Origin of the sequence: Faecalibacterium sp. An58 (assembly GCF_002161515.1) — a bacterium.
In the GTDB taxonomy this organism is placed as follows: domain Bacteria; phylum Bacillota; class Clostridia; order Oscillospirales; family Ruminococcaceae; genus Faecalibacterium; species Faecalibacterium avium.
Genome location: NZ_NFHX01000001.1, coordinates 41,415 through 66,147, shown reverse-complemented (window position 1 = coordinate 66,147; position 24,733 = coordinate 41,415). Strand labels below are relative to the sequence as shown.

The following is a 24,733-nucleotide window of genomic DNA, read 5'->3' as shown; positions in this document are numbered from 1 at the left end:
GGCCCCGGCGTAGTCAGACAGCGCCGGGGCCGCTTCATGGTTTGTTTGGCTCTCAGAAAAGGCTGCCCAGACCCTCAAGGAAGGCGGCCACCTGGCTGCCCAGCGAGCTTTCCGCTGCGGGCTCCTGTGCGGCAGGGGCTTCCTGCTGCAGCATGGCCCCCTCGGGGTCCTGCACCGACCAGTAGCAGCCGTCGGCGGTCGGGCCGTCTGAAACGGTAAAACTGCTGGCAAAACACAGGCTGTCCCCTGCGGCGTCCTCCGCGATGATCAGATAGGTGTAGCTGCCGGCGGGCAGGGTGCCGAACCGGATCTGATCGTCTACCTGCTGCAAAGACCAGCTGGATTCCGCGCCGGTCAGGCTGGCGGAAGCGCTCATGACGGTGTTGCCGGCGGCGTCCTCGATCAGCACCGCCACCTCGGTGAGGGTGCTGCCGCTGGAGGCCGACACGGCGCCGTTCAGGCTCAGGCCCGAACCGGTGTGGACGTTGACGGGATAGGTCACCCCCACCAGCTGCAGCTCGGTGCTCTGGGCTGCGGCGGAGGCGGCGTTCTGGTCCTCAGCGATGTACCAGTAGCAGGAGGAACCCGCAATGGACACGCTGGCGCTGTCGATGGGTACCCGCCCGGCCGTGATGTTGCCCGCCGGGTCGGAGCAATAGAACACACCGTTGGTGTAATCGGTCAGAAGGATGGCGTGGGGCTGGCTGCGGTCATACAGAACGATGCCTTCGGGATGGGCCGCCAGCAGGTCGATGAGGGCCTGGGTCTTGGCGCCCTGATCGGCGGGCAGGGTGGCATAGCGCACCTTCATGGCCTTGTATGTAAAACTGTGGGAAAGACCATTGGCCCAGGCTTGCGGCCGGACGCTGTTTTCGGTCACGTCCACCCAGTCGACCAGGCCGTCCAGATAGGCGCGGCGGCGCAGCATCATGGCGGCGGCGGTCAGGGTGCAGGTGCCGCTGCGGCTCTGCTTGAGATAAAACCCTGCGTCTACGCTCAGATCGGCTGCCAGGGCCCGGGGCATACAGGGCACCAGCAGCATCACGGTCAGCATCAGCGCGGCCATGCGGCGGCGCCATCGGTTCTGTGTTTGCACGTTTGCCATCTTCCCTTCCGATCAACGATTGTGTCTCTATTTTAGCGCGTCTGTTACCTTTTTGTAAATAGTTTGAGGGCAAACTTTCACCATATTTTCGCAATTACCCCATAGTATTACCTTTAAATTTGTGTATACTTTACAATTTTTTACCTTTTATTTCTGCGCTCCGGGGGGTTGACAGCCTTACAGCCAAAAGCGCCCGCCCCAAAGGGCAGGAGCCAGCGTGTCGCAAAAGCGACACGCTTTAGGGGGAACCCATTTCTGCCCGCAGTCGCGGGTCAGAAATCCCTTCCCCCTAATATCCCCCTGGGGACAAAATTTGGCGCTGAACCATGCACTCGCCGCAAAGCGGCTCGCACACTCTCAGCGCCAAATTTCCCTGTATGTGTCCTGTCCATCCGCACATGTCAGCTGGACGGGACATATATTCAAAGTTCCTGTGTATAGGTGCAGTCCGGATAATGGATGCAGCCGTAGAACTGCCGGCCGGCCTGGCTGCCCCGGCGGGCCGTTCGCAGCACCAGCGCCCCGCCGCACCAGGGGCAGCGCCCCGGGCCGCCGTCCCGGGTCCGGGCCTTTTCGAGCCGGCGCACCTGCCGGATGTGGGCCTTTTTCTCCCCCCAGCTGGCCCGGGTGTAGGGCTGCAGCTGCTCGTACAGGCGCCGCACCTGCCCCCGGCTGAGGGTCCGCCGCCCCATCCGGCGCAGGGCGCGGGGCAGCTGTTCCAGCAGGCAGACCTGGGTATCTTCGCTGTCCCACTCCACATCGGCCAGATGGCACCGGCCCGGGAACACCACCACCGACCAAAGGGGCACGTCGGGGCCGGTCAGCGCTTCCAGGGCACGGATGTGCCCCCGGTTCTGCCACAGCGGATTGTAAAAGGGATGTTTTTCGGTCTTGATGCGGCCCAGCCAGTCCCTGCCGGCATACACCGACAGCACCCACTCCGCTTCTTCCTCCCGGCCAAAGATCCAGCCGCTGTAATTCTTGCTTTCGATCACATAGATCCCCCGGCGGGTCAGATAGACCAGGTCGATCTCGGCGGTCCCCTCCTGCCCCGCGGGCAGATAGAGGTTGCGCAGGCACAGCCCCTTGACCCGGAACCAGCCTTTCTCGGCCAGCTTCCCGGCCACCGCGTCCTCCCCTTCGATCCCCTTGTTGACCGCCGGGTCCAGCCCCAGCCGGACCCGCAGCGCCCAAAACCAATCCATACCCGTTCCCTCCTTTTCCACAACGAAAAAGCCGGGCTGTATTTCCTGCGAAATACAGCCCGGCTTCTGGTCCGAGTGGCGAGAATCGAACTCACGGCCTCTTGAACCCCATTCAAGCGCGCTACCAAAACTGCGCTACACCCGGATATCTGCCCCGGCCCGTCCGAACCGGGGCGACGAACAATATTATACTCAGAAGCCGGTGGTTTGTCAACAGCTTTTTTCAAATTTCTTCCGGTCCGCCGGCCCGGGCTTCCCGGTCCCGCTCCAGCAGGGGGCGCAGGTACTGCCCGGTAAAGCTGTCCGGCACGGCGGCCACCTGTTCAGGGGTGCCTGTGGCCACGATCCTGCCGCCGGCCGCGCCCCCCTCGGGGCCCAGGTCGATGATATAGTCGGCGCATTTGATCAGGTCCAGGTTGTGCTCGATGACGATCACCGTATTGCCCGCGTCCACCAGCTTTTGCAGCACTTCGATCAGCCGGTGCACGTCGGCGATGTGGAGCCCGGTGGTGGGCTCGTCCAGGATATACACCGTCTTGCCGGTGGAGCGGCGGGCCAGCTCATTGGCCAGCTTGACCCGCTGGGCTTCGCCGCCCGACAGGGTGGTGGCGCTCTGGCCCAGGGTGACATAGCCCAGGCCCACATCCAGCAAAGTCTGCAATTTGCGGGCGATCTTGGGCTGGTTGGCAAAAAAGACCACGGCTTCCTCCACCGTCATGTTCAGCACGTCGGCAATGGTCTTTTCCTTGTACTTGACCTCCAGGGTCTCCCGGTTGTAGCGGGCCCCCTTGCATACCTCGCAGGGAACATAGACGTCGGGCAGAAAATGCATCTCGATCTGCAAAATGCCGTTGCCCTCGCAGGCCTCGCACCGGCCGCCCTTGACGTTGAAACTGAACCGTCCCGGCCCATATCCCCGCATCTTGGCGTCCTGGGTCTGGGCAAACACCGCCCGTATGTCGTTGAACACCCCGGTGTAGGTAGCCGGGTTGGAACGGGGCGTCCGTCCGATGGGCTGCTGGTCGATGCCGATCACCTTGTCCACATAGTCCAGCCCGTCCACGCCGTCGCTCTTGCCGGGACGGGTGCGGGCGCCGTTCAGCTCACCGGCCAGGGTCTTGTAGAGGATCTCATTCACCAGGCTGGACTTGCCCGAGCCCGAGATGCCGGTGACACAGGTGAAGGTGCCCAGCGGGAAATCCACCGTGATGTCCTGCAGATTGTTCTCCCGGGCGCCGTTCACCCGCAGGACGTGCCCGCTGCCGGTGCGGCGGGATGCGGGCACCGGGATCCGCTTGCGCCCCGAAAGGTAGTCCCCCGTGACGCTGCGCTTGGCCTTGCAGATATCCTTGACCTTGCCGGCGGCCACAATCTCACCCCCGTGTACGCCTGCCCCCGGACCCACGTCCACGATGTAGTCGGCGGCCCGGATGGTGTCCTCGTCGTGCTCCACCACGATCACTGTGTTGCCCAGATCCCGCAGATGCTTGAGGGTATCGATCAGCTTGTCGTTGTCCCGCTGGTGCAGGCCGATGCTGGGCTCATCCAGCACATACAGCACCCCCGACAGGGCGCTGCCGATCTGGGTGGTCAGCCGGATGCGCTGGCTCTCGCCGCCCGACAGGGTGCCCGCCGAGCGGGCCAGGGTCAGGTAATCCAGCCCCACGCTCTGCAAAAACTCCAGACGGGTGCGGATCTCCTTCAGGATCTGCCCGCCGATCTGGCGCTGCTTTTCGGTCAGCTTGTCCTCGTTGGCCCGGATGAAGGCCAGCTCCTCCCGGATGGACATTTCGCAGAACTGGCTGATGTTGATGTCCCCCACCGTCACGGCCAGCACCACCGGCTTGAGCCGCTGCCCCTGGCAGGCGGGGCATTTGACCCCCGACATCACCCCGGCGATCTCCTCTTTCATCCACTCGCTGCCGGTGTCCCGGAAGCGGCGCTCCAGATTCTCCACGATCCCTTCAAAGGCCGCCATATATTTGCCGCTGCCAAACTCGTTGGTGCGGTGCAGCTCCAGCTTTTCACCGTTGGTGCCGTACAGCAGGGCGTTCAGGGCCTCGGTGCTGAAGTCCCGGATGGGGGTATCCAGGGTGAAGCCGTACCGCTTGCCCAGGGCCTTGTAGTACATCTCGCTCACCGAGCCCTCGGCATAGTACCAGCCGCTGGCCTTGATGGCCCCCTGCCGGATGGACAGACTGCGGTTGGGGATGATGCGGTCCTCGTCCACCTTCATAAAAATGCCGAGGCCGGTGCAGGTATCGCAGGCGCCCTGGGGATTGTTGAAGGAGAACAGCCGCGGGGTCAGTTCGCTGATGGACACGCCGTGTTCGGGGCAGGCGAAATTCTGGCTGAAGGTCATGGTCTCGCCCCCGATCACCTCCACCTCGGCCACCCCGCCGGTCAGGCTCAGGGCGGTTTCCAGGCTGTCGGCCAGGCGGCTGCGCACCCCCTTGCGGATCACCAGCCGGTCCACCACCACCTCCACGGTGTGCTTGATGTTCTTTTCCAGGGTGATCTCCTCGTCCAGATCGTAGAGGTTCCCATCCACTTTGACGCGGGTATAGCCGGCCCGCCGGGCAGCCTCCAGCTCTTTCTGCTGGGTGCCCTTGCGCTGGCGCACCACCGGGGCCAGCACCTGGAAGCGGGTGCCCTCCTCCAGCTTGAGCACCGCGTCCACCATTTCATCCACGCTCTGCTGGCTGATCACCCTGCCGCAGACCGGGCAGTGGGGCACGCCGATGCGGGCGTACAGCAGGCGCAGGTAATCGTAGATCTCGGTGACGGTGCCCACGGTGGAGCGGGGGTTGTGGCTGGTGGTCTTCTGGTCGATGGAGATGGCCGGCGACAGGCCGGTGATCTCGTCCACATCGGGCTTGTCCATCCGGCCCAGGAACATCCGGGCGTAGCTGGACAGGCTCTCCACATAGCGGCGCTGGCCGTCGGCATAGATGGTGTCGAACGCCAGACTGGACTTGCCCGACCCCGACAGCCCGGTCATAACGATGAACTTTTCCCGGGGAAGGGTGAGGCTGACGTTTTTCAGGTTGTGCTCCCGGGCGCCCTTGATGACGATCTTATCGTTTGCCAAAATGTTTTCGTCCCTTTCTCTGTGTCTGTGCATGGTTTGCGCGGCGCTCGGCCTCGGCGTCCGAGTCCACGGTGGGATTCTCGCCCCGGCGCAGCCGGTCGATCTGGTCCCGCAGGAAGGCCGCGTGCTCGAATTCCAGCAGCTTTGCAGCCTCCTTCATCTCGCGGGTCAGACGCTCGATGGCGGCCTCCCGCTCCTTCTTGCCCATGCGGCGGGTGCCGGCTTTGGCATTCTCGGCCTTGTCGCTGATCTCGATGGAGTCCCGGATCTCCTTGACGATGGTCCGGGGCACGATGCCGTGGGCCTCGTTGTAGGCCATCTGGATGGCGCGGCGGCGCTCGGTCTCGGTGATGGCCCGCTCCATGCTGTCGGTGACGGTATCGGCGTACATGATCACCAGGCCGTCGGCGTTGCGGGCCGCCCGGCCGATGGTCTGGATCAGGCTGGTCTCGCTGCGCAGGAAGCCCTCCTTGTCTGCATCCAGGATGGCCACCAGGCTGACCTCGGGCAGGTCCAGGCCCTCCCGCAGCAGGTTGATGCCCACGATGACGTCGATGGTGCCCAGCCGCAGGTCCCGGATCAGCTCCATCCGCTCGAAGGTGTCCACCTCATGGTGCATATATTTCACCTTGACCCCCTGGTCGGTCAGGTAATCGGTCAGATCCTCGGCCATCTTTTTGGTCAGGGTGGTCACCAGCACCCGCTCGCCCCGGGCGGTGCGGGCGTTGATCTCCCCCAGCAGGTCGGTCACCTGGCCCTCCACCGGACGCACCGAGATGGGCGGGTCCAGCAGGCCGGTGGGCCGGATCACCTGCTGGGCCACCTGGGTGCTGTGGGCCTGCTCATACGGTCCGGGGGTGGCCGAGACGAAGATCATCTGGTTCAGCTTGCTCTCCACCTCCTCGAACTTGAGGGGGCGGTTGTCAAAGGCGGAGGGCAGCCGGAAGCCGTACTCCACCAGGGTCTTTTTGCGGGCATAGTCCCCGCCGTACATGGCCCGCACCTGGGGCAGGGTGACGTGGCTCTCGTCCACGAACAGCAAAAAATCCTTGGGGAAATAATCCAGCAGGGTGGTGGGCATACTGCCCGGAGCGCGCCCCGACAGCACCGCCGAATAGTTCTCGATCCCCTTGCACACCCCCACCTCGTTGAGCATCTCGATGTCGTAGCTGGTGCGCTGGGCGATCCGCTGGGCCTCGATCAGCTTGCCCTGGGCGGTGAACTGCCTGACCTGGCTGTCGCATTCGGCCCGGATCTTTTCGATGGCGGCGGCCTTCTTCTCGGCGCTGACGATATAGTGGCTGGCCGGGAAGATGGCCACATGCTTGACGACGTTCTGCCGGGCGCCGGTGACGGGGTTGAACTCGGTGATGCGGTCGATCTCGTCCCCGAAAAACTCCACCTTGATGGCCAGCTCGCTCATATAAGCCAGGTAGATGTCCACCGTGTCTCCCCGCACACGGAACTTGTTTCGCACAAAGTTCACGTCGTTGCGCTCATATTGCAGGTTCACCAGACGGCGGCACAGCTCCTCCCGGCTCATCTCCATGCCCGGCCGCAGGCTGATGACCATGCTGCGGTAGTCGATGGGGTCGCCCAGGGAGTAGATGCAGGACACCGACGCCACGATGATCACATCCCGCCGCTCAGACAAAGCCGCCGTCGCCGAGTGGCGCAGGCGGTCGATCTCATCGTTGATGGCGCTGTCCTTTTCAATATAGGTGTCGGTGCTGGGGATATAAGCCTCGGGCTGGTAGTAATCGTAGTAGGATACGAAATACTCCACCGCATTCTCAGGAAAAAAGGCCCGGAACTCGGTGCACAGCTGGGCGGCCAGCGTCTTGTTGTGGGCCAGCACCAGGGTAGGCCGGTTGCACTGGGCAATGACGTTGGCCATGGTAAAGGTCTTGCCGCTGCCGGTGACGCCCAGCAGGGTCTGGCAGCGGTCCCCCCGCTGCACCCCCGCCACCAGCTGCTGGATGGCCTCGGGCTGGTCGCCGGTGGGCTGATAGGGCGACACCAGTTTGAATGATCTTTCTTCCATAACGCATCCCTCCCTCAGGGTGCTTTTACCCGGTTTTAACAATCAATAGTTGTGTAATCGTCTCAGATTATACCACATTTGTTTTATTATGTACAGTGGCTTTTAAAAGAAAACCTGCCGGCCAGCCTGTCAAAGGCGGGCAGCGGCAGGGCGCGCAAAACCAGCGGGCCGGCGTTTTCGGCCCGGGCAGACGTTATACTTCCCGGGGGGCGAACAGATCCAGCTTGATCCCGCCGGGGTCGGACATTTCGTTGCGCTGGCGCAGGGAGATGAACTCATTCTCGGTGACGATGATGTGATCCAGCAGCCGCACCCCCACCAGGTACATTCCCCGGGCCAGCTCTGCGGTGGCCTCGATGTCCTGCCGGGAAGGCAGCACGTTGCCGTTGGGATGGTTGTGGCAGATGAGGACGTTGCAGGCCCGCATCCGCACCGCCTGCGCGATGGCCTCCTGTACGGGCAGGTCCACCTGATCGTCCTTGCCGGCGTTGAGCCAGGAGGTATTGGTGATGCGGCGGTTCTTGTCCAGGCAGACCAGCAGCACCCGTTCCTTGTTCAGGCCGCGGAAACGGTTCATCATGTAGCTGCCCATCTGTTCCACCGTCTGCAGCTTGCGGCGGTCGTTGGTCCGGCTGCGGTTGTAGCACGTGCAGACCTGGGGAAGCAGATGCAGCAGCCTGGCGCTGGCGGGGCCGACCCCTTCCACCTGGCATAGCTCCGCCTCGGTCGCCTCCAGCACCCCTGCCAGATCTCCGAACTGCTCCAGCAGCGCATGGGCGATGGGGTTGGTGTTCCGTTGGGCGTTGGTAAAGTACAGCAGATATTCCAGCACCTCATGTTCGGCCAGACTCTCCAGCCCATATTGGCTCACACGGTCATGCATCCGCTGGCGGTGCCCTGCATGGATTTGTTTTTTGCCAGCCATAATTTCTCCTGCTCCTTCCTCAGGCGGCTGCCTGCGCAGCGCGCCCGTTCGATCGGTTCTCTCAACCGTCCTGTACTATAAGGATACTTTTCTTTGTGCAAAAACTCAAGCCCTCCGGGCAAATTTTCCTGAAAGCCTCCTCCCGAAAGCGCTTTCGGTCGGATGCTGCAACATTTTGGCGTCCCAGATCTGCTCTGCCCGTTGACGCAGGGGCGAAAATCGTTTATCATGGACTTAAATCAATGAGGAGAATGCCCATGAAAGAATTTACCGCAACATCCAACGACGCGGGGGTGCGGCTGTCCCGCTTCGTCCAGAGCGTGACGGTGGGGCTGCCCACCAGCCTGCTGTACAAGAGCTTCCGCAACAAGCGGATCAAGGTCAACGGCAAACGGGCCGCCCCCGAGGACCGGCTGGCCGCCGGGGATCTGGTGCAGCTGTACATCAACGACGAGTTTTTCCCGTCCGGGACGGCGGTTCCCCGCCCCGCCAAACCTCCCAGGACACGCCAGCCCAGCGTGCAGGTGGTGTACGAGGACGAAAACATCGCCGTCCTCTACAAGCCCGCCCATCTGCTGTGCCACAGCGACCGCACCGGGGACGCCAACCTGGTGGACGCCTTCACCCAGTATCTGGCCGGCAAGGGGGAATACCTCCCCGGCGGGGAAAACCGCTTTGCCCCCGCCCTGTGCAACCGGCTGGACCGCGGCACCGAGGGCCTGGTGATCGCGGCCAAAAATTATGCCGCCCTGCGCGACATGAACGAGATCATACGCACCGACCGGCTGAAGAAGGAGTATTACACCATCACGGTGGGCATCCCGCCCCGGGGCCGCTTCACGGCCTGGTGGGAGCACGACGAAAAAGCCAACAAGGTCAGCATACACGCCCACCCCGACCAGGCAGGCCGCCGCAAGCAGATCGTCACCGACGTGGACGTGCTGCGCACCGCCGGGCCGTACGCTCTGTGCCGGATCGGCCTGGTCACCGGGCGCACCCATCAGATCCGGGCCCACCTGGCCTACCTGGGCCGGCCCGTACTGGGGGACATCAAATACGGCAACCGCAAAGCCAACCAGCGTGCCGGCGCCCGCACCCAGGCGCTGTGCGCCGTGCGGATCAGCTTTCTGGATATTCCCAAAGAAAACACCCTGCATTACCTCACCGGCAAGGTCATCAAACTGAAAGATCCCCAGATCCTGGGGCAGTTCGACGCCCTCGACCATTCCAAACAGCCGGACTGACCGGCAGAAAGGGGCACCCATGTACGCTGTATTGCAAAGTTTTGGCCTGAACGGCCTGCAAGGATTCAAGGTGGTGGTGGAGGCGGACGTCTGTCTGGGGATGGACGCCTTTGCCATCGTGGGACTGCCCGACTCGGCGGTGCGGGAGAGCGCCGACCGGGTGCGGGCAGCCGCGCGCAACCTGCATTATCGCTGGCCCGCAGGCCGGGTGACGGTCAACCTGGCCCCCGCCGATGTCCGCAAGACCGGTCCCGTCTATGACCTGCCCCTGCTTCTGGCGGTGCTGGCCGCTTCACGCCAGATCCGTGTCCCCTCCCCCGGCACCGCCTTTTTGGGGGAGGTGGCCCTGGACGGTTCCCTGCGGCCCGTGGCCGGGGTGCTGCCCATGGCCCTGGCCGCCGCCGAAGCCGGGGTGCAGGCCCTCTATCTGCCCGCCGACAATGCCGCGGAGGCCGCCGAGGCCTGCGGCAGCACCGGAATGTGCGTTTACCCCGCTCAGACGGTCAGCCAGGTGGTGGAGGCGCTGGAAGGCGAGACGACCATCCTGCCCACCGAGGCCATCCCCTTTGTGCCGGACAGCGGCCCGGACGCCTGCCCCGACTTTGCCGATGTGCTGGGACAGGATATGGCCCGCCGGGCCATGGTGGTGGCCGCCGCCGGGGGCCACAATGTCCTGATGATCGGCGCGCCCGGCACCGGCAAATCGATGCTGGCCAAACGCCTGCCCGGCATCCTGCCGCCCCTCACCCGGGAGGAGTCGGTCGAGACGGCCAAGATCTATTCGGTGGCGGGCCTTCTGCCCCGGGGCAGCGGCCTGATCACCACCCGGCCTTTCCGCAGTCCCCACCACTCGGCCAGCCCGGCAGCCCTGGCCGGAGGCGGCAGCCAGTTCCGTCCGGGTGAGTGCAGCCTGGCCAACGCGGGCGTACTGTTTTTGGACGAGCTGCCCGAATTTCCCCGGGAAAGCCTGGAAGTGCTGCGTCAGCCCCTCGAAGACGGGCAGATCACCATCAGCCGGGCGGCGGGCAGCGCCACCTATCCCAGCCACTTCCAGCTGGTGGCCGCCATGAATCCCTGCAGGTGCGGCTACTACGGCCATCCCACCCGGCCCTGCACCTGTTCTGCGCGCGCGGTGCAGCAGTACCGCAGCCGTGTGTCGGGTCCCCTGCTGGACCGCATCGATCTGTACGTCCAGATGGCCCCCATCTCTTACAGCGAGCTTCATAGCACGGGCCAGCGGACAAGCAGCGCCGAGATGCGCCAGCAGGTCCTGGCCGCCCGCCAGATCCAGGCCAAGCGGTTCGAAGCCCTGGGCTACCAGAACGTTCCCTGCAACGCCCGCCTGTCCGCCAGCCAGGTGCGCGAGGTATGCCAGATGGAGCCCGACGCCGACCAGCTGCTGAAGAAGTCTTTCGACCGGCTGGGGCTGTCCGCCCGCAGCCACGACCGCATCCTGCGGGTGGCCCGCACCATCGCCGACCTGGCCGGCACCGAACAGATCGAGGTGAACGCCCTGCTGGAGGCGCTGCAATACCGTCCCCAGGAAAACTTCTGAGCCGCCCGCGCTCCTGCGTCAGCAAACAAAAAGGCCCTTTCCCGTGTGGGAGAGGGCTTTGAGCGTGTCGCAAAAGCGGCACGCTTTAGGGGGACCCCATTTCTGCGCGCAGCCGCGCGGCAGAAATTCCTTCCCCCTGGTGGTTGCGGTTCCCTGCTTTTGCTGCGCCCGTCGCAGCGGGCTTGCAAAAGGCAGACCGCTGCCCCTGCTCCGCTTCGGCTGTTTCGTCCGCAGGACGCACCTCAGCTTCGCAGTCCCTGGGGACAAAATTTAACGCTGAACCGCGCACTCGCCGCAAGGCGGCTCGCACACTCTCAGCGTTAAATTTCCCTGTATGTGTCCCGTCCATCCGCACATGTCGGCTGGACGGGACTTTTTTGATAGTCTGAAGGCCCTTTCCCGTGTGGGAGAGGGCCTTATCTTGTTATGCTTGTTCTGTTTGGGAAGGGCCTTCCGGATCCTCTCCGGCCTGCTGTTCTTCCTGCTCTTTGCGCAGGCGGCGGATCCGCTTTTTCTCGCTCTCCACATGGCGCCAGGGCCAGGCGTGGCCCTCATGCTCCTTGCACCAGCGGCTCAGGGGCACAAAGGCAAAGGCCAGCCCAAAGACATACAGCAGCACATACAGCAGCCCGTCCAGCCAGCCCAGGGCGTCCAGGGCGCCCACAATGCAGATGACGAACCCCGCTTTCATAAAGAACAGGCCGTTCTGCCGGGCATATTCGGCAAAGTTTTCGGGCTTGATGGCGTTGCGCCCCTGGTCGCCCCAGACCCGGGGATTTTTCATCACCGTGTAGCCATAATAGAGCAGCATCATGCCGCAGGTCAGCTGAAAACCAAAAAACATCTCTCTCGCCTCGTTGCCTGATGGTGTACCTGCCGGGTCCCAACGACCGGGCAGCCGGAGGGCTTTTCCGATAAACCCAGGTTACTTCTTTTCGTCCTCGCCGGGGAACATCTCCTTGTAGAAGGGGGTGAAATCCAGAGTGGCAAAGTAGTCCTGGGGGGTCTCGGCCCGGCGGATCAGGCGGTGTTCGCCGTCGGTGCACAGCAGCACCTCGGCGCTGCGCAGCTTGCCGTTGTAGTTGTAGCCCATGGCCGAGCCGTGGGCGCCGGTATCGTGGATGTAGATGAGGTCCCCGATGTCGATCCGGGGCAGCATCCGGTCTACCGCAAATTTGTCGTTGTTCTCGCACAGGCCGCCCACCACGTCGTATGTGTGGTCGCAGGGGGCGTCCTCCTTGCCCAGCACCGTGATGTGGTGGTAGGCCCCGTACATGGCCGGGCGCATCAGGTTGGCCGCGCAGGCGTCCAGACCGATGTACTCCTTGTAGATGTGCTTTTCGTGGATGGCGGTGGACACCAGGGCGCCGTAAGGCCCGGTCATGAACCGGCCCATCTCGGTGAAGATGGCCACATCCCCCATGCCCGCCGGCACCAGGATCTCCTCGAACTGGCGGCGCACCCCTTCGCCAATGGCGTAGATGTTGTTTTCGGGCTGGCCGGGACGGTAGGGGATGCCCACGCCTCCCGACAGGTTGATATACTTGATATGGACGTCTGCCGCTTTGGACAGGCGCACCGCCAGCCGGAACAGGATGGCCGCCAGCTGGGGATAATACTCATCCGAGATGGTGTTGGAAGCCAGGAACGCGTGGATGCCGAACGTCCGGGCGCCCTTGGCCTTCAGACGGCGGAAGCTGTCCGCCATCTGCTCCTCGGTCATGCCGTACTTGGCCTCGCCGGGCCGGTCCATCACCTGGAAGCCCTCCTCGCTCTCGCCCAGGCTGAAGGTCCCGCCGGGATTGTAGCGGCAGAACACCGTCTCGGGCACGCCGGCCACGCGGTCCAGGAAATCCACCATGGTGGCGTCGTCCAGGTTGATGTAGGCCCCCAGCTGGGCGGCCTTCTTCATATCCTCGCTGGGGGTCTGGTTGGAGGAGAACATGATCTCCTCCCCCGCAAAGCCCACCGCCTCGCTGAGCATCAGCTCGGTGAAGGAGGAGCAGTCCACCCCGCAGCCCTCCTCCCGCAGGATCTGCAGGATATAGGGGTTGGGCAGGGCCTTGACCGCAAAGTATTCCCTGAAGCCCTTGTTCCAGCTGAACGCCTCGTTGATGCGGCGGGCGTTCTCCCGGATGCCCTTTTCATCGTAAATGTGGAAGGGTGTGGGCACGTCCTGCAGGATCTGCTGGGCCTGCGCCTCGGTCAGGAACGGTTTCTTGTCCATCATAAATCGACATCCCTCTCGTCTTTATTTTTTCAGTTGTTCCCGCACCGGCGTAAAGGTGGGGATCATCTTCTGCAGCTGCTGCACGACCTTTTCATCGTTGTGTTCGGCAGCCTGGAACAGATCCTGCAGCTGCTGGTAAAACACGTCCAGCTTGATGTCCCGGGGAGGCGCCACAAAGATCTTGTTGTGCTCGGTGCGGCGCATCTTGTCCTGCTCCTCGTCCATCATCAGCTCCTCATACAGCTTTTCGCCGGGGCGCAGGCCCACCACCTTGATCTCCATGTTGACCCCCGGCTCATAGCCGTAAAAGCGGATCAGCTGCCGGGCCAGGTCGATGATCTTGACCGGCTTGCCCATATCCAGCACATAGATGCTGCCGCTCTCGGCCAGGGCTCCGGCCTGCAGCACCAGCTGGGCCGCCTCGGGGATGGTCATGAAATAGCGCTCGATGTTCTCGTCGGTCAGAGTCACCGGGCCGCCCTGCTTGATCTGGGCTTCAAACAGCGGGATCACGCTGCCGTGGCTGCCCAGCACATTGCCAAAGCGGACCGCCACGCATTTCATCTCGGTGTGCTGGGCAAAGGTCTGGATCAGCATTTCGCAGATGCGCTTGGTGCAGCCCATGACGCTGGTGGGGTTGACCGCCTTGTCGGTGGACAGCTGCACCAGCCGCTCCACATGATGCTCACTGGCGCTGGTCAGCAGGTTCTTGGTGCCCATGACGTTGTTTTTCACCGCCTCGGCGGGGCTGACTTCCATCAGCGGCACATGCTTGTGGGCCGCCGCATGGAACACCACCTGGGGGTGGTAGGTCTCAAACACCTCGTCCAGCCGCTCTTTGTCCCGGATCGAGCCGATCAGCACCTCGATGGGGGCCTGGCGGCCGTACTTGCGCTGCAATTCCATCTGCAGCTCATAGGCGCAGTTTTCATAGATGTCAAAGATCAGCAGCCGGGCCGGGCCGAAGCGCATCACCTGGCGGCACAGTTCGCTGCCGATGCTGCCGCCGCCCCCCGTCACCAGCACCACCTTGTCCTTCAGGTAGCCGCTGATCTTCTCGGTGTCCAGGGTGACTTCGTCCCGGGAGAGGAAATCGGCGGTGTTCAGCTCACGGAATGCCTGCTGGGGGGCGCTGCCCGTGCCCACCGACTGGGGGTCGCTGAGGACCTGCACCTTGCAGTGGGTGGAGATGCACAGGTCGATGACGTGGTTCAGACGGCTGCCCCGCAGCGTGGGGATGGCGATGATGATGCCATAGATGTTGTAGCGGGTGCACAGCTCGGGGATATCCTCCAGAGTGCCCTTGACCGGCACCCCGTGGATGGTCTTGTTCAGCTTTTCGGGGGCGTCGTCCGCCACCACCACCGGGCGGCCATAGGTCTTGTTGGATTTGCACACGTTGATGGCCCAGGCGCCGGCCTCCCCCGCGCCCACGATCAGCATGGGACGGTTGGGGTCGTTGGTGGGCACGCCCCGCAGGGCCGCCCCAAGAGGATGGTCCAAAAACAGCCGCCAGGCCAGCCGCAGCCCGCCCACGAACAGCAGGATGAACACCGCCGCGATGCAGTTGGCCGAGTTGAACAGCACGCCATGGACGAACAGGCGGTTGACAAAATACACCGCCACCGTGGGCACCGCCACCATCACGCACAGGCGGATCAGATCCCGTTCGCCGGCATACTTCCACAGGATGGAGTACAGGCCCCCCGCCGCGAAGGACAGCATATACAGCGCCGCGATCCAGGGCAGGTTCTCGTACAGCAGAGCCAGGTTGTGGGGCCACCAGATATCCACGTCCGGCGCACCGTCGGCGCGCAGCAGCAGCCCGAGATAAAAACTGAAGCATACGATCAAAAGATCGATCAAGAACAGCAGCGCCCGCCGCAGCAAGATCGACCCCTTGCGTTTGGTTTCCTTTTTCAAGATACGTCCTCTTATTCTCCGGCGGCTCAGCGCCGTTTATTGCTGTCTGCGGGCCGCCGGCCAGACCGTCCCCCGCAGATAAACATCTTATATTATACTCAGTTTTCCCGGCTGTGTCCAGAACTTTCAGCGTTTCTTCCGCCGCGGGGCAACCACTAAGATTAGTTTGCAGGGTCCATGTAGAAATACATGGCACCCAGCAAGCTAATTTTTTTTATGCCAGAAAAGAGGTGAAATCAATGGCGAGCTACGCTTTCGCAACGCTCCAGGCCCGGCAAACGCTCCAGGAGCTTTGGGAGCAAGGCAAAACGGTCAAAGACATGGCGGAGGCCCTTGATGTGCCGCTGTCCACGCTCTACACGGAACTGCGCCGGGGCCGTTCTGGGGTCCGCCTCCCGGACCAGCGATTGCAGTATGATGCTACCCTTGCCCAGCTCAGGATGCAACAGGAACTTGAGCGGAGGGGAAAGCAGAGCCGCTGAGGCCATACCTGTCACCGCTTTTCACAAATCAAAGGAGGCACAACATGAAACCCATTATTTTGAGGACCCAGACCCGCACTGATGAGTGCATCGGCACCGTCCGGCTCACCCCGGAGGCGGAGAAAGTTGTCCGGCGGCTCCGCTTTAAGACCGGCTTGCCCATCCGCCAGATTGTTTCTGAAATCATCGTCCAGGCGGAAAGCCTCATTGACATCTCCGGGGACGATGATGAGGACGAAACCGACCAGTAAGGAGGACATACCAATGAAAACCGCTATTTTGAACATCGCCCCCGGTAAGGCCGTGGACTACCACGGAGAGCCCTGCCTGGTGCTGGAGCACCGCAAGGACGGCACCCTCATGCTGCACCTGGACCAGATGACCCACGCCTTTGGCAGCTCCAACAACTTTGCCGCCAGCTCTCTCCGGTCCCATCTCAATGGCCCCTATCTGCGGAGCCTCACGGATGGCAACCCCGATGAGATCATCACCCGCACTGTGGACCTCACCGCTCTCAACGGCTCCAAAGAGTATGGCACTTGTGAGTGCAAGGTGGCCCCGCTCACTCTGGATGAGCTCCGCAAGTACCATGACATCATCCCCCTGCCGGAGAGCTTTGAGTGGTCCGTCACCCCCTGGAGTACCCCGGAAGTCAATGAGGATGACAAGTGGGTGATGGGGCTGAACTCCGATGGCAACATCTACGACAGCTACTGCAACTACTCCGTCGGGTCCCGCCCCGCTTTCCTCATTCCCTCCTCCCTCACCGTGGAGGCTGAGGACACCAACCCCCTGGAGCAGTACAGCACCCGTGAGCTGGCGGAGGAGCTTTTCCGCCGCATCGCCAACTAAGGGGTGAGCTCCATGTCCGCCCATGAAACAACCCGGAGGACCGCCAAGCGCAAGCGCCGCCGCAATTATGGCCCGGTCATCATCCTGGCGCTTGTGTGCGCCGCTATTTTCGCCGCCGGTTACTGCATGGGGGTGAGAGCCGCCGACAAAGCGGCCCTCACTCTCCCGGAGCCGGTCCTGGAAAGCATCAACACGCCTGAGCCCACCGCTGAGCCCAGTGCGGCCCCCTCCACGGAGGAGGCCCTCTGGCGGGATGACATAGTGACAGGCGGCAACCTCCTGGACCCTGACCTCCAGGTGACCATGCAGGCCTGTTGTGAGGAGTACGGCGTCCCCTATGCTCTGGCGCTGGCCGTGGCCGATGTCGAGAGCCGCTTTGACCCGGACGCCACCAGCAGCACCAATGACTACGGCCTCATGCAAATCAACAAGGTCAATCATGGGTGGCTCCTGGAGCAAGGAATTGACCCCATGACGCCAGCCGGGAACATTGAGGCCGGTGTCCTGTTCCTCTCTGACTACCTCACCGCCTACGGGGACCCGGAAATGGCCATCATGGCCTACAACTGCGGCCCCTCCGGTGCTCAAAAGCTGTGGGCCTCCGGTACATACCACACGGAGCACTCCAGCAAGGTCATGGACCGCTTTGACTACTGGACAAGCATTTTGGAGGAATGAGCCATGCCGTATTACTGGACCTGTCCCTATTGTGGGGCCAACCTGGACCCCGGAGAGAAATGTGATTGCCAAGAAAACACAAAGGAGGATGACATCCATGATGGAAATGAAAATCACCGTTGAGGCTCCCGATCTGGCCGCCTCTATCTTGAAACTGGCTGAGGCCATCGCCTCTGGCCCGGACCCGGCGCTGCTCATCCCGGATGAGCCGCTGCCTGTTTCCGCCTATCCCACTACGCCCGCCCCTGCGTCCCCTGTGGCGGCTCCTGTGAGCCCTGCGCCGGTAAACCCTACCCCGGGACCTGCGCCCACTACGGCGGCCCCTATGGTGGCCCCCAGCCCCTCTCCCACGCCTGTGACCAATGCGCCGACTGCTGGCCCGACATCTGCCGCCCCTGGTAACACCCCGGCACCTGCTGTGCCTGTTGCGGGAGCCCCCACCTATACCCTGGACCAAATCTCCCGGGCCGGTGCCTCCCTGGTTGACGCCGGGAAGATGCAGCAGCTTTTGGAGCTCCTGGGCCGCTATGGCGTGCAGGCCGTCACCCAGCTCAAGCCGGAGCAGTATGGCGCTTTCGCCACGGAGCTCCGAGCCCTGGGCGCTCAGATTTAAGGAGGTGCCCCATGCCTCCTGAGAAACACGCTTTGCTTTCGGCCTCCTCCGCCTCCCGCTGGCTCAAGTGTACGGCGGCCCCCCGCTTTGAGGAGGGGCTGCCGGAGAACACCAGCGAATATGCAGAAGAGGGCCGCCTGGCCCACGCCATTGGTGAGCTCAAGGTCCTCAAGAAATGCACCCCCATGAGCACCCGGACCTACAACACCCGGCTCAATAAGCTCAAGAAAAACCCCCTCTATGACCCGGAGATGGACAAGACCACGGACCTCTACCTGGAGCACATCACGGAGCAGGTCATGGACTATGACAGCGCCCCCACCGTGGCCGTGGAGGTCCGAGTGGACTTTTCGGACTATGTGCCGGAGGGCTTTGGCACCTGTGACTGCTGCATCATCGGCGGCGATCTGCTGAGCATCACCGACTACAAGCACGGCAAGGGCGTCCCGGTTTCTGCCGTGGGAAACCCGCAAATGAAACTTTACGCCCTGGGGGCTCTCCGGCGCTATGCCGCCGTGTTCGGTGACACCATCAAGCGGGTCCGAATGACCATTGACCAACCCCGGCTGGACAGCTACACAACGGATGAAATCACCGTGGAGGAGCTGAGGGCCTGGGGCGAGAGCATCAAGCCCATTGCCCAGCGGGCCTTTTCCGGCCTGGGTGAGTTTGTCCCCGGTGACCATTGCCGCTTTTGCCGTGGCAAGGCCCAGTGCCGGGCCCGTGCCAAGGTCAACACCGCCCTGGAGGACTTCAAGGACTGTGTGCCCGCCGGGAGCATCCCGGCGGATGCCCTGGTCCCCCAGGAACACTCCCACACCGGAGCCGTCACTGGCGAGGAGGTCCACCCGCTGCTCACGGATGCCGAGATTGGCGATCTGCTGGAGCGTGGGGCTCAGCTGGTCCAATGGTACAAAGACCTGGAGGCCTACGCCACGGAGGCCCTGCTGGCTGGCAAGGAAATCCCCGGCTGGAAACTGGTGGCGGGCCGGAGCAATCGGACCTTTACCGACCAGGACGCCGCCATCCAGGCCGTCATTGCCGCTGGGTATGATGAGGCCCTGGTCTATGACCGCAAGCCCAAGACGCTCTCTGAGCTGGAGAAACTCATGGGCAAGGCTGAATTTGCGGAAAAAATTGGCGGCTTTGTGACAAAGCCTCTGGGCAAGCCCACACTTGCCCCGGCCTCTGACAAGCGGGAGGCCTACGCCCCCGCCGCCTCTGATTTTGCCGGGGTGAAAGCGGATGCCTAAATACAACACCTGCGCCCATGCCAGGCCAGGGCTCCACCCATTTACCCCTATTGACCTAAAGGACCGTGACCCGGTTTTCCCGGTGGCCCCCTGCTGCAAGAGGGCGGTGAGCTACAAGGTGGCGGAGCCCAGGAGCTACCTTTCCGCCATCCCTGACCGGGACCGTTGCGAAAGCTGCCCCATGTTCACGGACCCGGACAAGCTCATCACCGTCCGATCTGGTGACTTTCGGGCGGACATCTACCTTGACCGGCTGCTGGACCTGCCAGTCACCAACCTCCGCAAACTCATCAAGCTCATCCTCTCAGATACATGGACCAATGAGGCTGCCATTGAACGGCTAACCGCCCATCTGGAGAGTGCTGTGGAGGAGAGCAAGCAAGCCTGGAAACTGGCCTCAAAGGATTATGTGGACGGCTACAAGGCCACCGACTACCTCAAGAGCTACTGCTCTAAAAAGCAGCTGGCGGAGATAACCAAGAACAACAAGCGCCTGGCGGCAAGGGTCAAATCTGCAAAGGCCCTGCATGGGCGCTGGTTGAAAATCCAAACCATCTGGAACGATACGAAACACCCAATGAATTAAGAAAAGGAGATCAAGGATTATGTATCAGAATGACCCCATGAAAGTGCTGACCGGCGAGGTGCGCCTCTCCTACTGCAACCTGACCACCCCCAGGGCCTCCCAGCAGGGCGGTGAGCCCAAGTTTTCCGTCACCCTGCTCATCCCCAAGACCGACACGGCCACCAAGGCAGACATTGACGCCGCCATCAACGCCGCCGCTCAGGAGGCTTTGACCAAGACCTGGAACGGGGCCCGGCCCCCGGTGCTCAAGGTGCCCATCCACGACGGTGACGGCGTGCGCCAGTCCGGCGTCCCCTTTGGCGATGAGTGCAAAGGCCACTGGGTCATCACCGCCAGCACCAAGAACAAGCCCCAGGTGGTGGGCATCGACAACATCAACTGTGAGCTGGCCCCCTCCGACATTTACAGCGGCATGTATGGCCGTGTGACCATCCGCTTTTTCGGCTACTCCAACAGCGGCAACAAGGGCATCGGCTGCGGCCTGGGCAATGTCCTCAAGACCCGTGACGGGGAGCCTCTGAGCGGCCAGGCCTCTGCCGCCTCTGACTTTGCGGGCATTGGAGCAGCCCCCGCCGCTCCGGCTCCTAACTACGGTGCCCCCGCTCCCAACTACGGTGCCCCCGCTCCCAACTACGGTGCCGCCCCCATGCCTGCCAACACTCCGCCCTGGAACAGCGGCAACGGCATCAACCCCATCACCGGACAGCCCATGTAAGGAGGCCCACTCATGCACCATCTCAGCATTGACCTTGAAACCTATTCCAGCGTGCCGCTGGCAAAGGCCGGTGCCCAGAAATACATCCAGAGCCCGGACTTTGAAATCCTGCTCTTTGCTTTCAGCCTGGATGGTGCGCCTGTTCAAATCATCGACCTGGCACGGGGGGAGAGGCTCCCCCCGTGGCTGGTCCAGGCCATCACCAGCCCGGAGTACATCAAGCACGCTTACAACGCCCCCTTTGAGTGGGGCTGCCTCTCAAAGTATCTGGGCACCCTGCCCCCCAGTCAATGGCGCTGCACCATGTTCCACGGCCTCTACTGCGGCTATACAGCGGGCCTGGACGCCACCGGCAAGGCCCTGGGGCTCCCCCAGGACAAGCAGAAGCTCAACACCGGCAAGGCCCTCATCCGCTATTTCTGCATACCATGCAAGCCCACAAAGGCCAACGGCCAGAGGACCCGCAACCTGCCCCAGCACGACCCCGCCAAATGGGAGCTTTTCAAAGAGTATTGCAAGCAGGATGTGGTCACGGAAATGGAGATTGAGCGGCGGCTCTCAGCGTTCATGCCCCCGGACTGGGTGCAGAAACAATGGGAAACCGACCTCATCATCAACGCCCGGGGCGTGGCCGTTGACCTGGAACTGGTCACCGGGGCCCTGTATCTGGGTGACACCGTGCGCCAAACCCTCACAGCGGAGGCCGTGCGGCTCTCCGGTCTGTCCAACCCCAACAGCGTGGCCCAGCTCTCCGCATGGCTCCAGGAGGAGATTGGTGAGGAGCTGGCCGATCTGAGAAAGGACACCGTGGCCCGCCTGCTGGGCCGTGACAATAACAGCGCCCAGGTGAGCCGCATGTTGGAAATCCGGCAAGAGCTGGGCAAGACCTCCACCAAAAAGTATGACGCCATAGAGGCCGCCGTCTGCGAGGATGGCCGGGTCCGGGGGCTGCTCCAATTCTATGGGGCCAACCGGACGGGGCGCTGGGCCGGGCGGCTGGTGCAGGTGCAAAACCTGCCCAGGACCTACACGGAGCCGCTGGACCTTGCCCGGGAACTGGTCAAGAGCCGCAAGCTGGACGCTCTGCGGCTCATCTATGGCAGCGTGCCTGACACCCTCAGCCAGCTCATCCGCACGGCCTTTGTGGCCCCGGAGGGGCATGTCCTCATTGATGCTGACTTTTCGGCCATTGAGGCCCGTGTCATTTCCTGGCTGGCCGGTGAGCAATGGCGGCTTGAGGTGTTCCGCACCCACGGCAAAATCTATGAGGCCTCTGCCTCTCAGATGTTCGGCGTGCCCCTGGAGCTCATCAAAAAGGGCAACCCAGAGTATGCACTCCGGCAAAAGGGCAAGGTGGCTGAGCTGGCCCTGGGCTACCAGGGCAGCACCGGGGCCCTCATCACCATGGGAGCCCTGGACATGGGGCTCACTGAGGAGGAGCTGCCGGACATCGTGAGCCGCTGGAGAGAGGCCAACAAGCGCATCCGTGACCTCTGGTATTCCATGGACAGCGCCGCCGTCCAGGTCATCACAGAGGGCGGCAGCGTGGGCGTCAATGGCCTGCTGCTGGCCCGTGAGTACGACTATGACAACGGCACTGACTGCCTCACCATCCTGCTCCCATCCGGGCGCAAGCTCTACTACATCAATCCCAGCATTGGCCAGAACGAATGGGGGCGACCCTCCATCTCCTACATGGGTATGGACCAGAAAACCAAGCGCTGGAAACGCATTGAAACCTACGGCGGAAAGCTGGTGGAGAACTGCGTGCAGGCCATCGCCCGTGACTGTCTGGCCGCATCCATTGACCGGCTGGAGGCCGCCAAGCTCCCTGTGGTGTTCCATGTGCATGATGAGGTGGTCATTGATGTGGCCCCCTTTGCAGATGATGACACCATGCTCTCCACCGTCTGCTCCATCATGGGGGAGCCGGTGCCCTGGGCACCTGATCTGCCCCTCAAAGCCGCTGGCTGGGTGGGCTATTACTTCACCAAAGACTGATAAAGGAGGCCAGGACCATGCACATGGTAAACAACAAAGGCGAGGCCGTCTATTTCAACTATGTCCGCAAGAACAACAAGGACTACTGGGTGGTTAAGGGCATTGGCTCCACCGTTGTCTATGGGCGGGACCGTGAGCGCCGCAAGAGCCGCCATTTCACCCAGGAGCAGCAGGCTGAGCGCTACCTTGCCCGGCATGGTTTCCGGGCCGATTGACCGCCGTTTTTTCCGGCGGAAAAACCCTCTCATACAGCACTATCTAAATTATTTTTTAGCCCCCGCCGCCACTCAGCGGAGGCGGGGCCGGGAGGCCCACATGAGAATAGGACTTTTTGATGTGGACAGCCACAATTTCCCCAACCTGCCTTTGATGAAACTTTCCGCCTGGCACAAGAGCCGTGGAGATACCGTTGAATGGTGGGACCCCGGTGATGGCCGCTATTCCATTGTTTACGCTTCAAAGGTTTTCACGGAAAGTGTGCTGCCTGCTATCACCAACGCCGACACCGTACACATTGGAGGCTCAGGCATAGACCTCAAAAACAAGCTCCCTTATGAAATCGAACACACCACCCCGGACTACTCCCTTTATCCTCAATTCAAATTTGCTTTGGGATGGCTCACCAGAGGGTGCCCAAGAGCAAACCACGGCTTTTGCATCACCCCTGAAAAGGATGGGTGCAGGTCAATCAAAACGGCTGACCTGAGCGAATTTTGGACCGGGCAAAAGCAGATTTACCTATTGGACCAAAACCTCCTGGCCTGCAAAGATGACCGCATAGACCTGATACGACAACTGGCGGCATCCAAAGCAGAGGTGGAGTTTGGCGGGGGCATGGATGTCCGATTTATGACGGATGAGGTCATTGAGGAGCTGCGCCATGTTCGGGTCAAAGATTATCACTTTGCATGGGACGACCCCAAAGAGGACCTTTTCCCCCAGTTTTCAAAGGTGGCCTCAAGCGGCCTTTTCCCAGCCCGGAAAATCGGCGTCTATGTTCTGACCAATTATTGGTCAAGCCATGAGGAGGACCTGCTCCGCATCTACAAGCTCCGCATATTGGGCTACTGCCCCTATGTGATGATCTACGACAAGCAGAAATTTGTAGACGCCAGGGGGCGGCTCCTCCCCGATGTGTGGGATAGATACACACCGGAGCAGATTTTCCATTTTAAGCTGTGCCAACATCTCCAACGCTGGACATCCAACCGGGCCCTCTGGGCCTCTTGCCAAACGGTCAACGACTACCGGCCATACATCCAGTTTTTGACTAAATGGCCGGATATTTTAAGGAGGCATCAACATGAAAATCATCTCTCCCAGTTTTGAAATCCTCACGCCCCTGGACGGCAAAACCATCCTCAAGCACATTGAGCTGTGTGGCCGGGTGTGCTATAAGTCCGAGGACAAAATCACCGACACCAGCGCCGCCACCTTTGTGGCTGGCATCATCAAGCGGGGCCATGAGGCCGTGCTGGAGCACTATGACATCACCGTCAAGTTTATCTGTGACCGGGGCGTGTCCCATGAGCTGGTCCGGCACCGTCTGGCATCCTACTGCCAGGAGAGCACCCGCTACTGCAACTACTCCAAGGACGGCTTTGGCGGGGAAATCACCATCATCAAGCCCATCTTTTTGGTGGAGGGGACGCCAAGATGGGACATCTGGAGGGACGCCTGCCGCTGCGCTGAGGATGCCTATTTTGATATGCTCACCTTTGGCTGCACGCCCCAGGAGGCCCGGTCTGTGCTGCCCAACAGCCTCAAGACAGAGGTGGTGATGACCGCCAACCTGCGGGAATGGCGGCATTTCTTCAAGCTCCGCACGGCTCCGGCAGCTCATCCCCAGATGAGAGAGGTGGCCATCCCGCTGCTCCACCGGATGCAGGAGCTCATCCCCGTTGTATTTGATGATCTGGAGGTGCCCCATGAAAAGAGCTGAAATCCTGGAGGCTGCCCGGGTCTGCGTCTGCGGAGAGCGTGAGCAGGACTATGGCACCCCGGAAAATAACTTTGAAACCATCGGCCTGCTGTGGGGTGTCTACCTGCGGGCAGCTCACCCGGAGCTGGCCAGGGTCATGGCCGTCAACCACATCACTGCCAAGGATGTGGCCGCCATGATGGGGCTGCTCAAAGTGGCCCGGATTGCCACCGGAAACAAAGCGGACAGCTTTGTGGACCTGGCCGGTTATGCGGCATGTGCTGGCGAGATTGCCACCAAGGAGGTGTAG

General features: G+C 62.1%; 23 protein-coding genes and 1 tRNA gene. 15 read left to right on the top strand and 9 right to left on the bottom strand.

Annotated elements, in window-relative coordinates:
* Nucleotides 1-52 precede the first annotated feature (52 nt).
* The 6 genes from B5G12_RS00400 to B5G12_RS00375 form a co-directional block, all read right to left on the bottom strand.
* Complete coding sequence (locus B5G12_RS00400; protein WP_087322775.1) at nt 53-1,105, bottom strand: hypothetical protein; 1,053 nt, start codon at nt 1,103-1,105, stop codon at nt 53-55.
* Nucleotides 1,106-1,527: 422 nt separating this feature from the next.
* Nucleotides 1,528-2,310 (bottom strand): NERD domain-containing protein, encoded by a 783-nt coding sequence (locus tag B5G12_RS14865; RefSeq protein ID WP_087322772.1) that lies wholly within the window; start codon nt 2,308-2,310, stop codon nt 1,528-1,530.
* Between the two features lie 67 nt (nt 2,311-2,377).
* Nucleotides 2,378-2,455, bottom strand: a tRNA-Pro gene (locus tag B5G12_RS00390).
* Between the two features lie 78 nt (nt 2,456-2,533).
* Entirely contained in the window at nt 2,534-5,434 is a 2,901-nt protein-coding gene (uvrA, locus tag B5G12_RS00385) for an excinuclease ABC subunit UvrA (RefSeq protein ID WP_522731420.1), read from the bottom strand.
* On the bottom strand, nt 5,388-7,445 hold the full coding sequence (uvrB, locus tag B5G12_RS00380) for an excinuclease ABC subunit UvrB (RefSeq protein ID WP_087322768.1): 2,058 nt from the start codon (nt 7,443-7,445) through the stop codon (nt 5,388-5,390). The genes uvrA and uvrB overlap by 47 nt, the downstream gene beginning before the upstream one ends.
* A 193-nt stretch (nt 7,446-7,638) precedes the next feature.
* Entirely contained in the window at nt 7,639-8,370 is a 732-nt protein-coding gene (locus tag B5G12_RS00375; RefSeq protein WP_087227950.1) for a JAB domain-containing protein, read from the bottom strand.
* 257 nt (nt 8,371-8,627) lie between these two features.
* Here B5G12_RS00375 and B5G12_RS00370 point away from each other — a divergent pair, with 257 nt between their 5' ends.
* Nucleotides 8,628-9,614, top strand: coding sequence for an RluA family pseudouridine synthase (locus B5G12_RS00370; protein ID WP_087322765.1), 987 nt, complete (start codon nt 8,628-8,630; stop codon nt 9,612-9,614).
* 19 nt (nt 9,615-9,633) lie between these two features.
* Complete coding sequence (locus B5G12_RS00365; protein ID WP_087322760.1) at nt 9,634-11,169, top strand: YifB family Mg chelatase-like AAA ATPase; 1,536 nt, start codon at nt 9,634-9,636, stop codon at nt 11,167-11,169.
* Between the two features lie 424 nt (nt 11,170-11,593).
* Here the strand turns inward: B5G12_RS00365 and B5G12_RS00360 are convergent, their stop codons facing one another.
* The 3 genes from B5G12_RS00360 to B5G12_RS00350 all read right to left on the bottom strand — a co-directional run bounded on the left by B5G12_RS00360 (nt 11,594) and on the right by B5G12_RS00350 (nt 15,322).
* Nucleotides 11,594-12,013 (bottom strand): hypothetical protein, encoded by a 420-nt coding sequence (locus tag B5G12_RS00360; protein WP_087322759.1) that lies wholly within the window; start codon nt 12,011-12,013, stop codon nt 11,594-11,596.
* Between the two features lie 81 nt (nt 12,014-12,094).
* Complete coding sequence (locus B5G12_RS00355) at nt 12,095-13,396, bottom strand: diaminopimelate decarboxylase family protein (protein WP_087228163.1); 1,302 nt, start codon at nt 13,394-13,396, stop codon at nt 12,095-12,097.
* 24 nt (nt 13,397-13,420) lie between these two features.
* The gene (locus B5G12_RS00350; protein WP_087227946.1) at nt 13,421-15,322 is read right to left on the bottom strand and encodes a polysaccharide biosynthesis protein; all 1,902 of its coding nucleotides are present in this window, start codon (nt 15,320-15,322) and stop codon (nt 13,421-13,423) included.
* Nucleotides 15,323-15,561: 239 nt separating this feature from the next.
* On the opposite strand from B5G12_RS00350, the gene B5G12_RS00345 reads away from it, so the two are divergent.
* From B5G12_RS00345 to B5G12_RS00285, 13 genes are all read left to right on the top strand, one after another.
* The gene (locus B5G12_RS00345; RefSeq protein WP_087322756.1) at nt 15,562-15,804 is read left to right on the top strand and encodes a helix-turn-helix domain-containing protein; all 243 of its coding nucleotides are present in this window, start codon (nt 15,562-15,564) and stop codon (nt 15,802-15,804) included.
* A 44-nt stretch (nt 15,805-15,848) separates the two neighbouring features.
* A complete protein-coding gene (locus tag B5G12_RS00340; protein WP_087322751.1) occupies nt 15,849-16,055 on the top strand; it encodes a hypothetical protein in 207 nt (68 codons plus the stop codon).
* Nucleotides 16,056-16,068: 13 nt separating this feature from the next.
* Complete coding sequence (locus B5G12_RS00335; protein ID WP_087322749.1) at nt 16,069-16,656, top strand: hypothetical protein; 588 nt, start codon at nt 16,069-16,071, stop codon at nt 16,654-16,656.
* A gap of 12 nt (nt 16,657-16,668) precedes the next feature.
* Nucleotides 16,669-17,334, top strand: coding sequence for a lytic transglycosylase domain-containing protein (locus B5G12_RS00330; RefSeq protein ID WP_087322747.1), 666 nt, complete (start codon nt 16,669-16,671; stop codon nt 17,332-17,334).
* A 97-nt stretch (nt 17,335-17,431) separates the two neighbouring features.
* Nucleotides 17,432-17,947: a hypothetical protein gene (locus B5G12_RS00325; protein ID WP_087322744.1), complete on the top strand. Its 516-nt coding sequence runs from the start codon at nt 17,432-17,434 to the stop codon at nt 17,945-17,947.
* A gap of 11 nt (nt 17,948-17,958) precedes the next feature.
* A complete protein-coding gene (locus B5G12_RS00320; protein ID WP_087322742.1) occupies nt 17,959-19,200 on the top strand; it encodes a DUF2800 domain-containing protein in 1,242 nt (413 codons plus the stop codon).
* A complete protein-coding gene (locus tag B5G12_RS00315) occupies nt 19,193-19,786 on the top strand; it encodes a hypothetical protein (RefSeq protein WP_087322739.1) in 594 nt (197 codons plus the stop codon). Before B5G12_RS00320 ends, B5G12_RS00315 begins: the two co-directional genes overlap by 8 nt.
* A gap of 19 nt (nt 19,787-19,805) precedes the next feature.
* Nucleotides 19,806-20,501 (top strand): DUF2815 family protein, encoded by a 696-nt coding sequence (locus tag B5G12_RS00310; RefSeq protein WP_242955876.1) that lies wholly within the window; start codon nt 19,806-19,808, stop codon nt 20,499-20,501.
* A gap of 12 nt (nt 20,502-20,513) precedes the next feature.
* Nucleotides 20,514-22,502, top strand: a complete 1,989-nt coding sequence (locus B5G12_RS00305; RefSeq protein WP_087322733.1) for a DNA polymerase — start codon at nt 20,514-20,516, stop codon at nt 22,500-22,502.
* Between the two features lie 17 nt (nt 22,503-22,519).
* Nucleotides 22,520-22,717 (top strand): hypothetical protein, encoded by a 198-nt coding sequence (locus B5G12_RS00300; protein ID WP_087322730.1) that lies wholly within the window; start codon nt 22,520-22,522, stop codon nt 22,715-22,717.
* Nucleotides 22,718-22,817: 100 nt separating this feature from the next.
* Complete coding sequence (locus B5G12_RS00295) at nt 22,818-23,831, top strand: radical SAM protein (RefSeq protein ID WP_242955875.1); 1,014 nt, start codon at nt 22,818-22,820, stop codon at nt 23,829-23,831.
* Complete coding sequence (gene thyX, locus B5G12_RS00290; RefSeq protein ID WP_087322726.1) at nt 23,806-24,444, top strand: FAD-dependent thymidylate synthase; 639 nt, start codon at nt 23,806-23,808, stop codon at nt 24,442-24,444. Before B5G12_RS00295 ends, thyX begins: the two co-directional genes overlap by 26 nt.
* Nucleotides 24,431-24,733, top strand: a complete 303-nt coding sequence (locus B5G12_RS00285) for a DUF6378 domain-containing protein (protein WP_087322723.1) — start codon at nt 24,431-24,433, stop codon at nt 24,731-24,733. Before thyX ends, B5G12_RS00285 begins: the two co-directional genes overlap by 14 nt.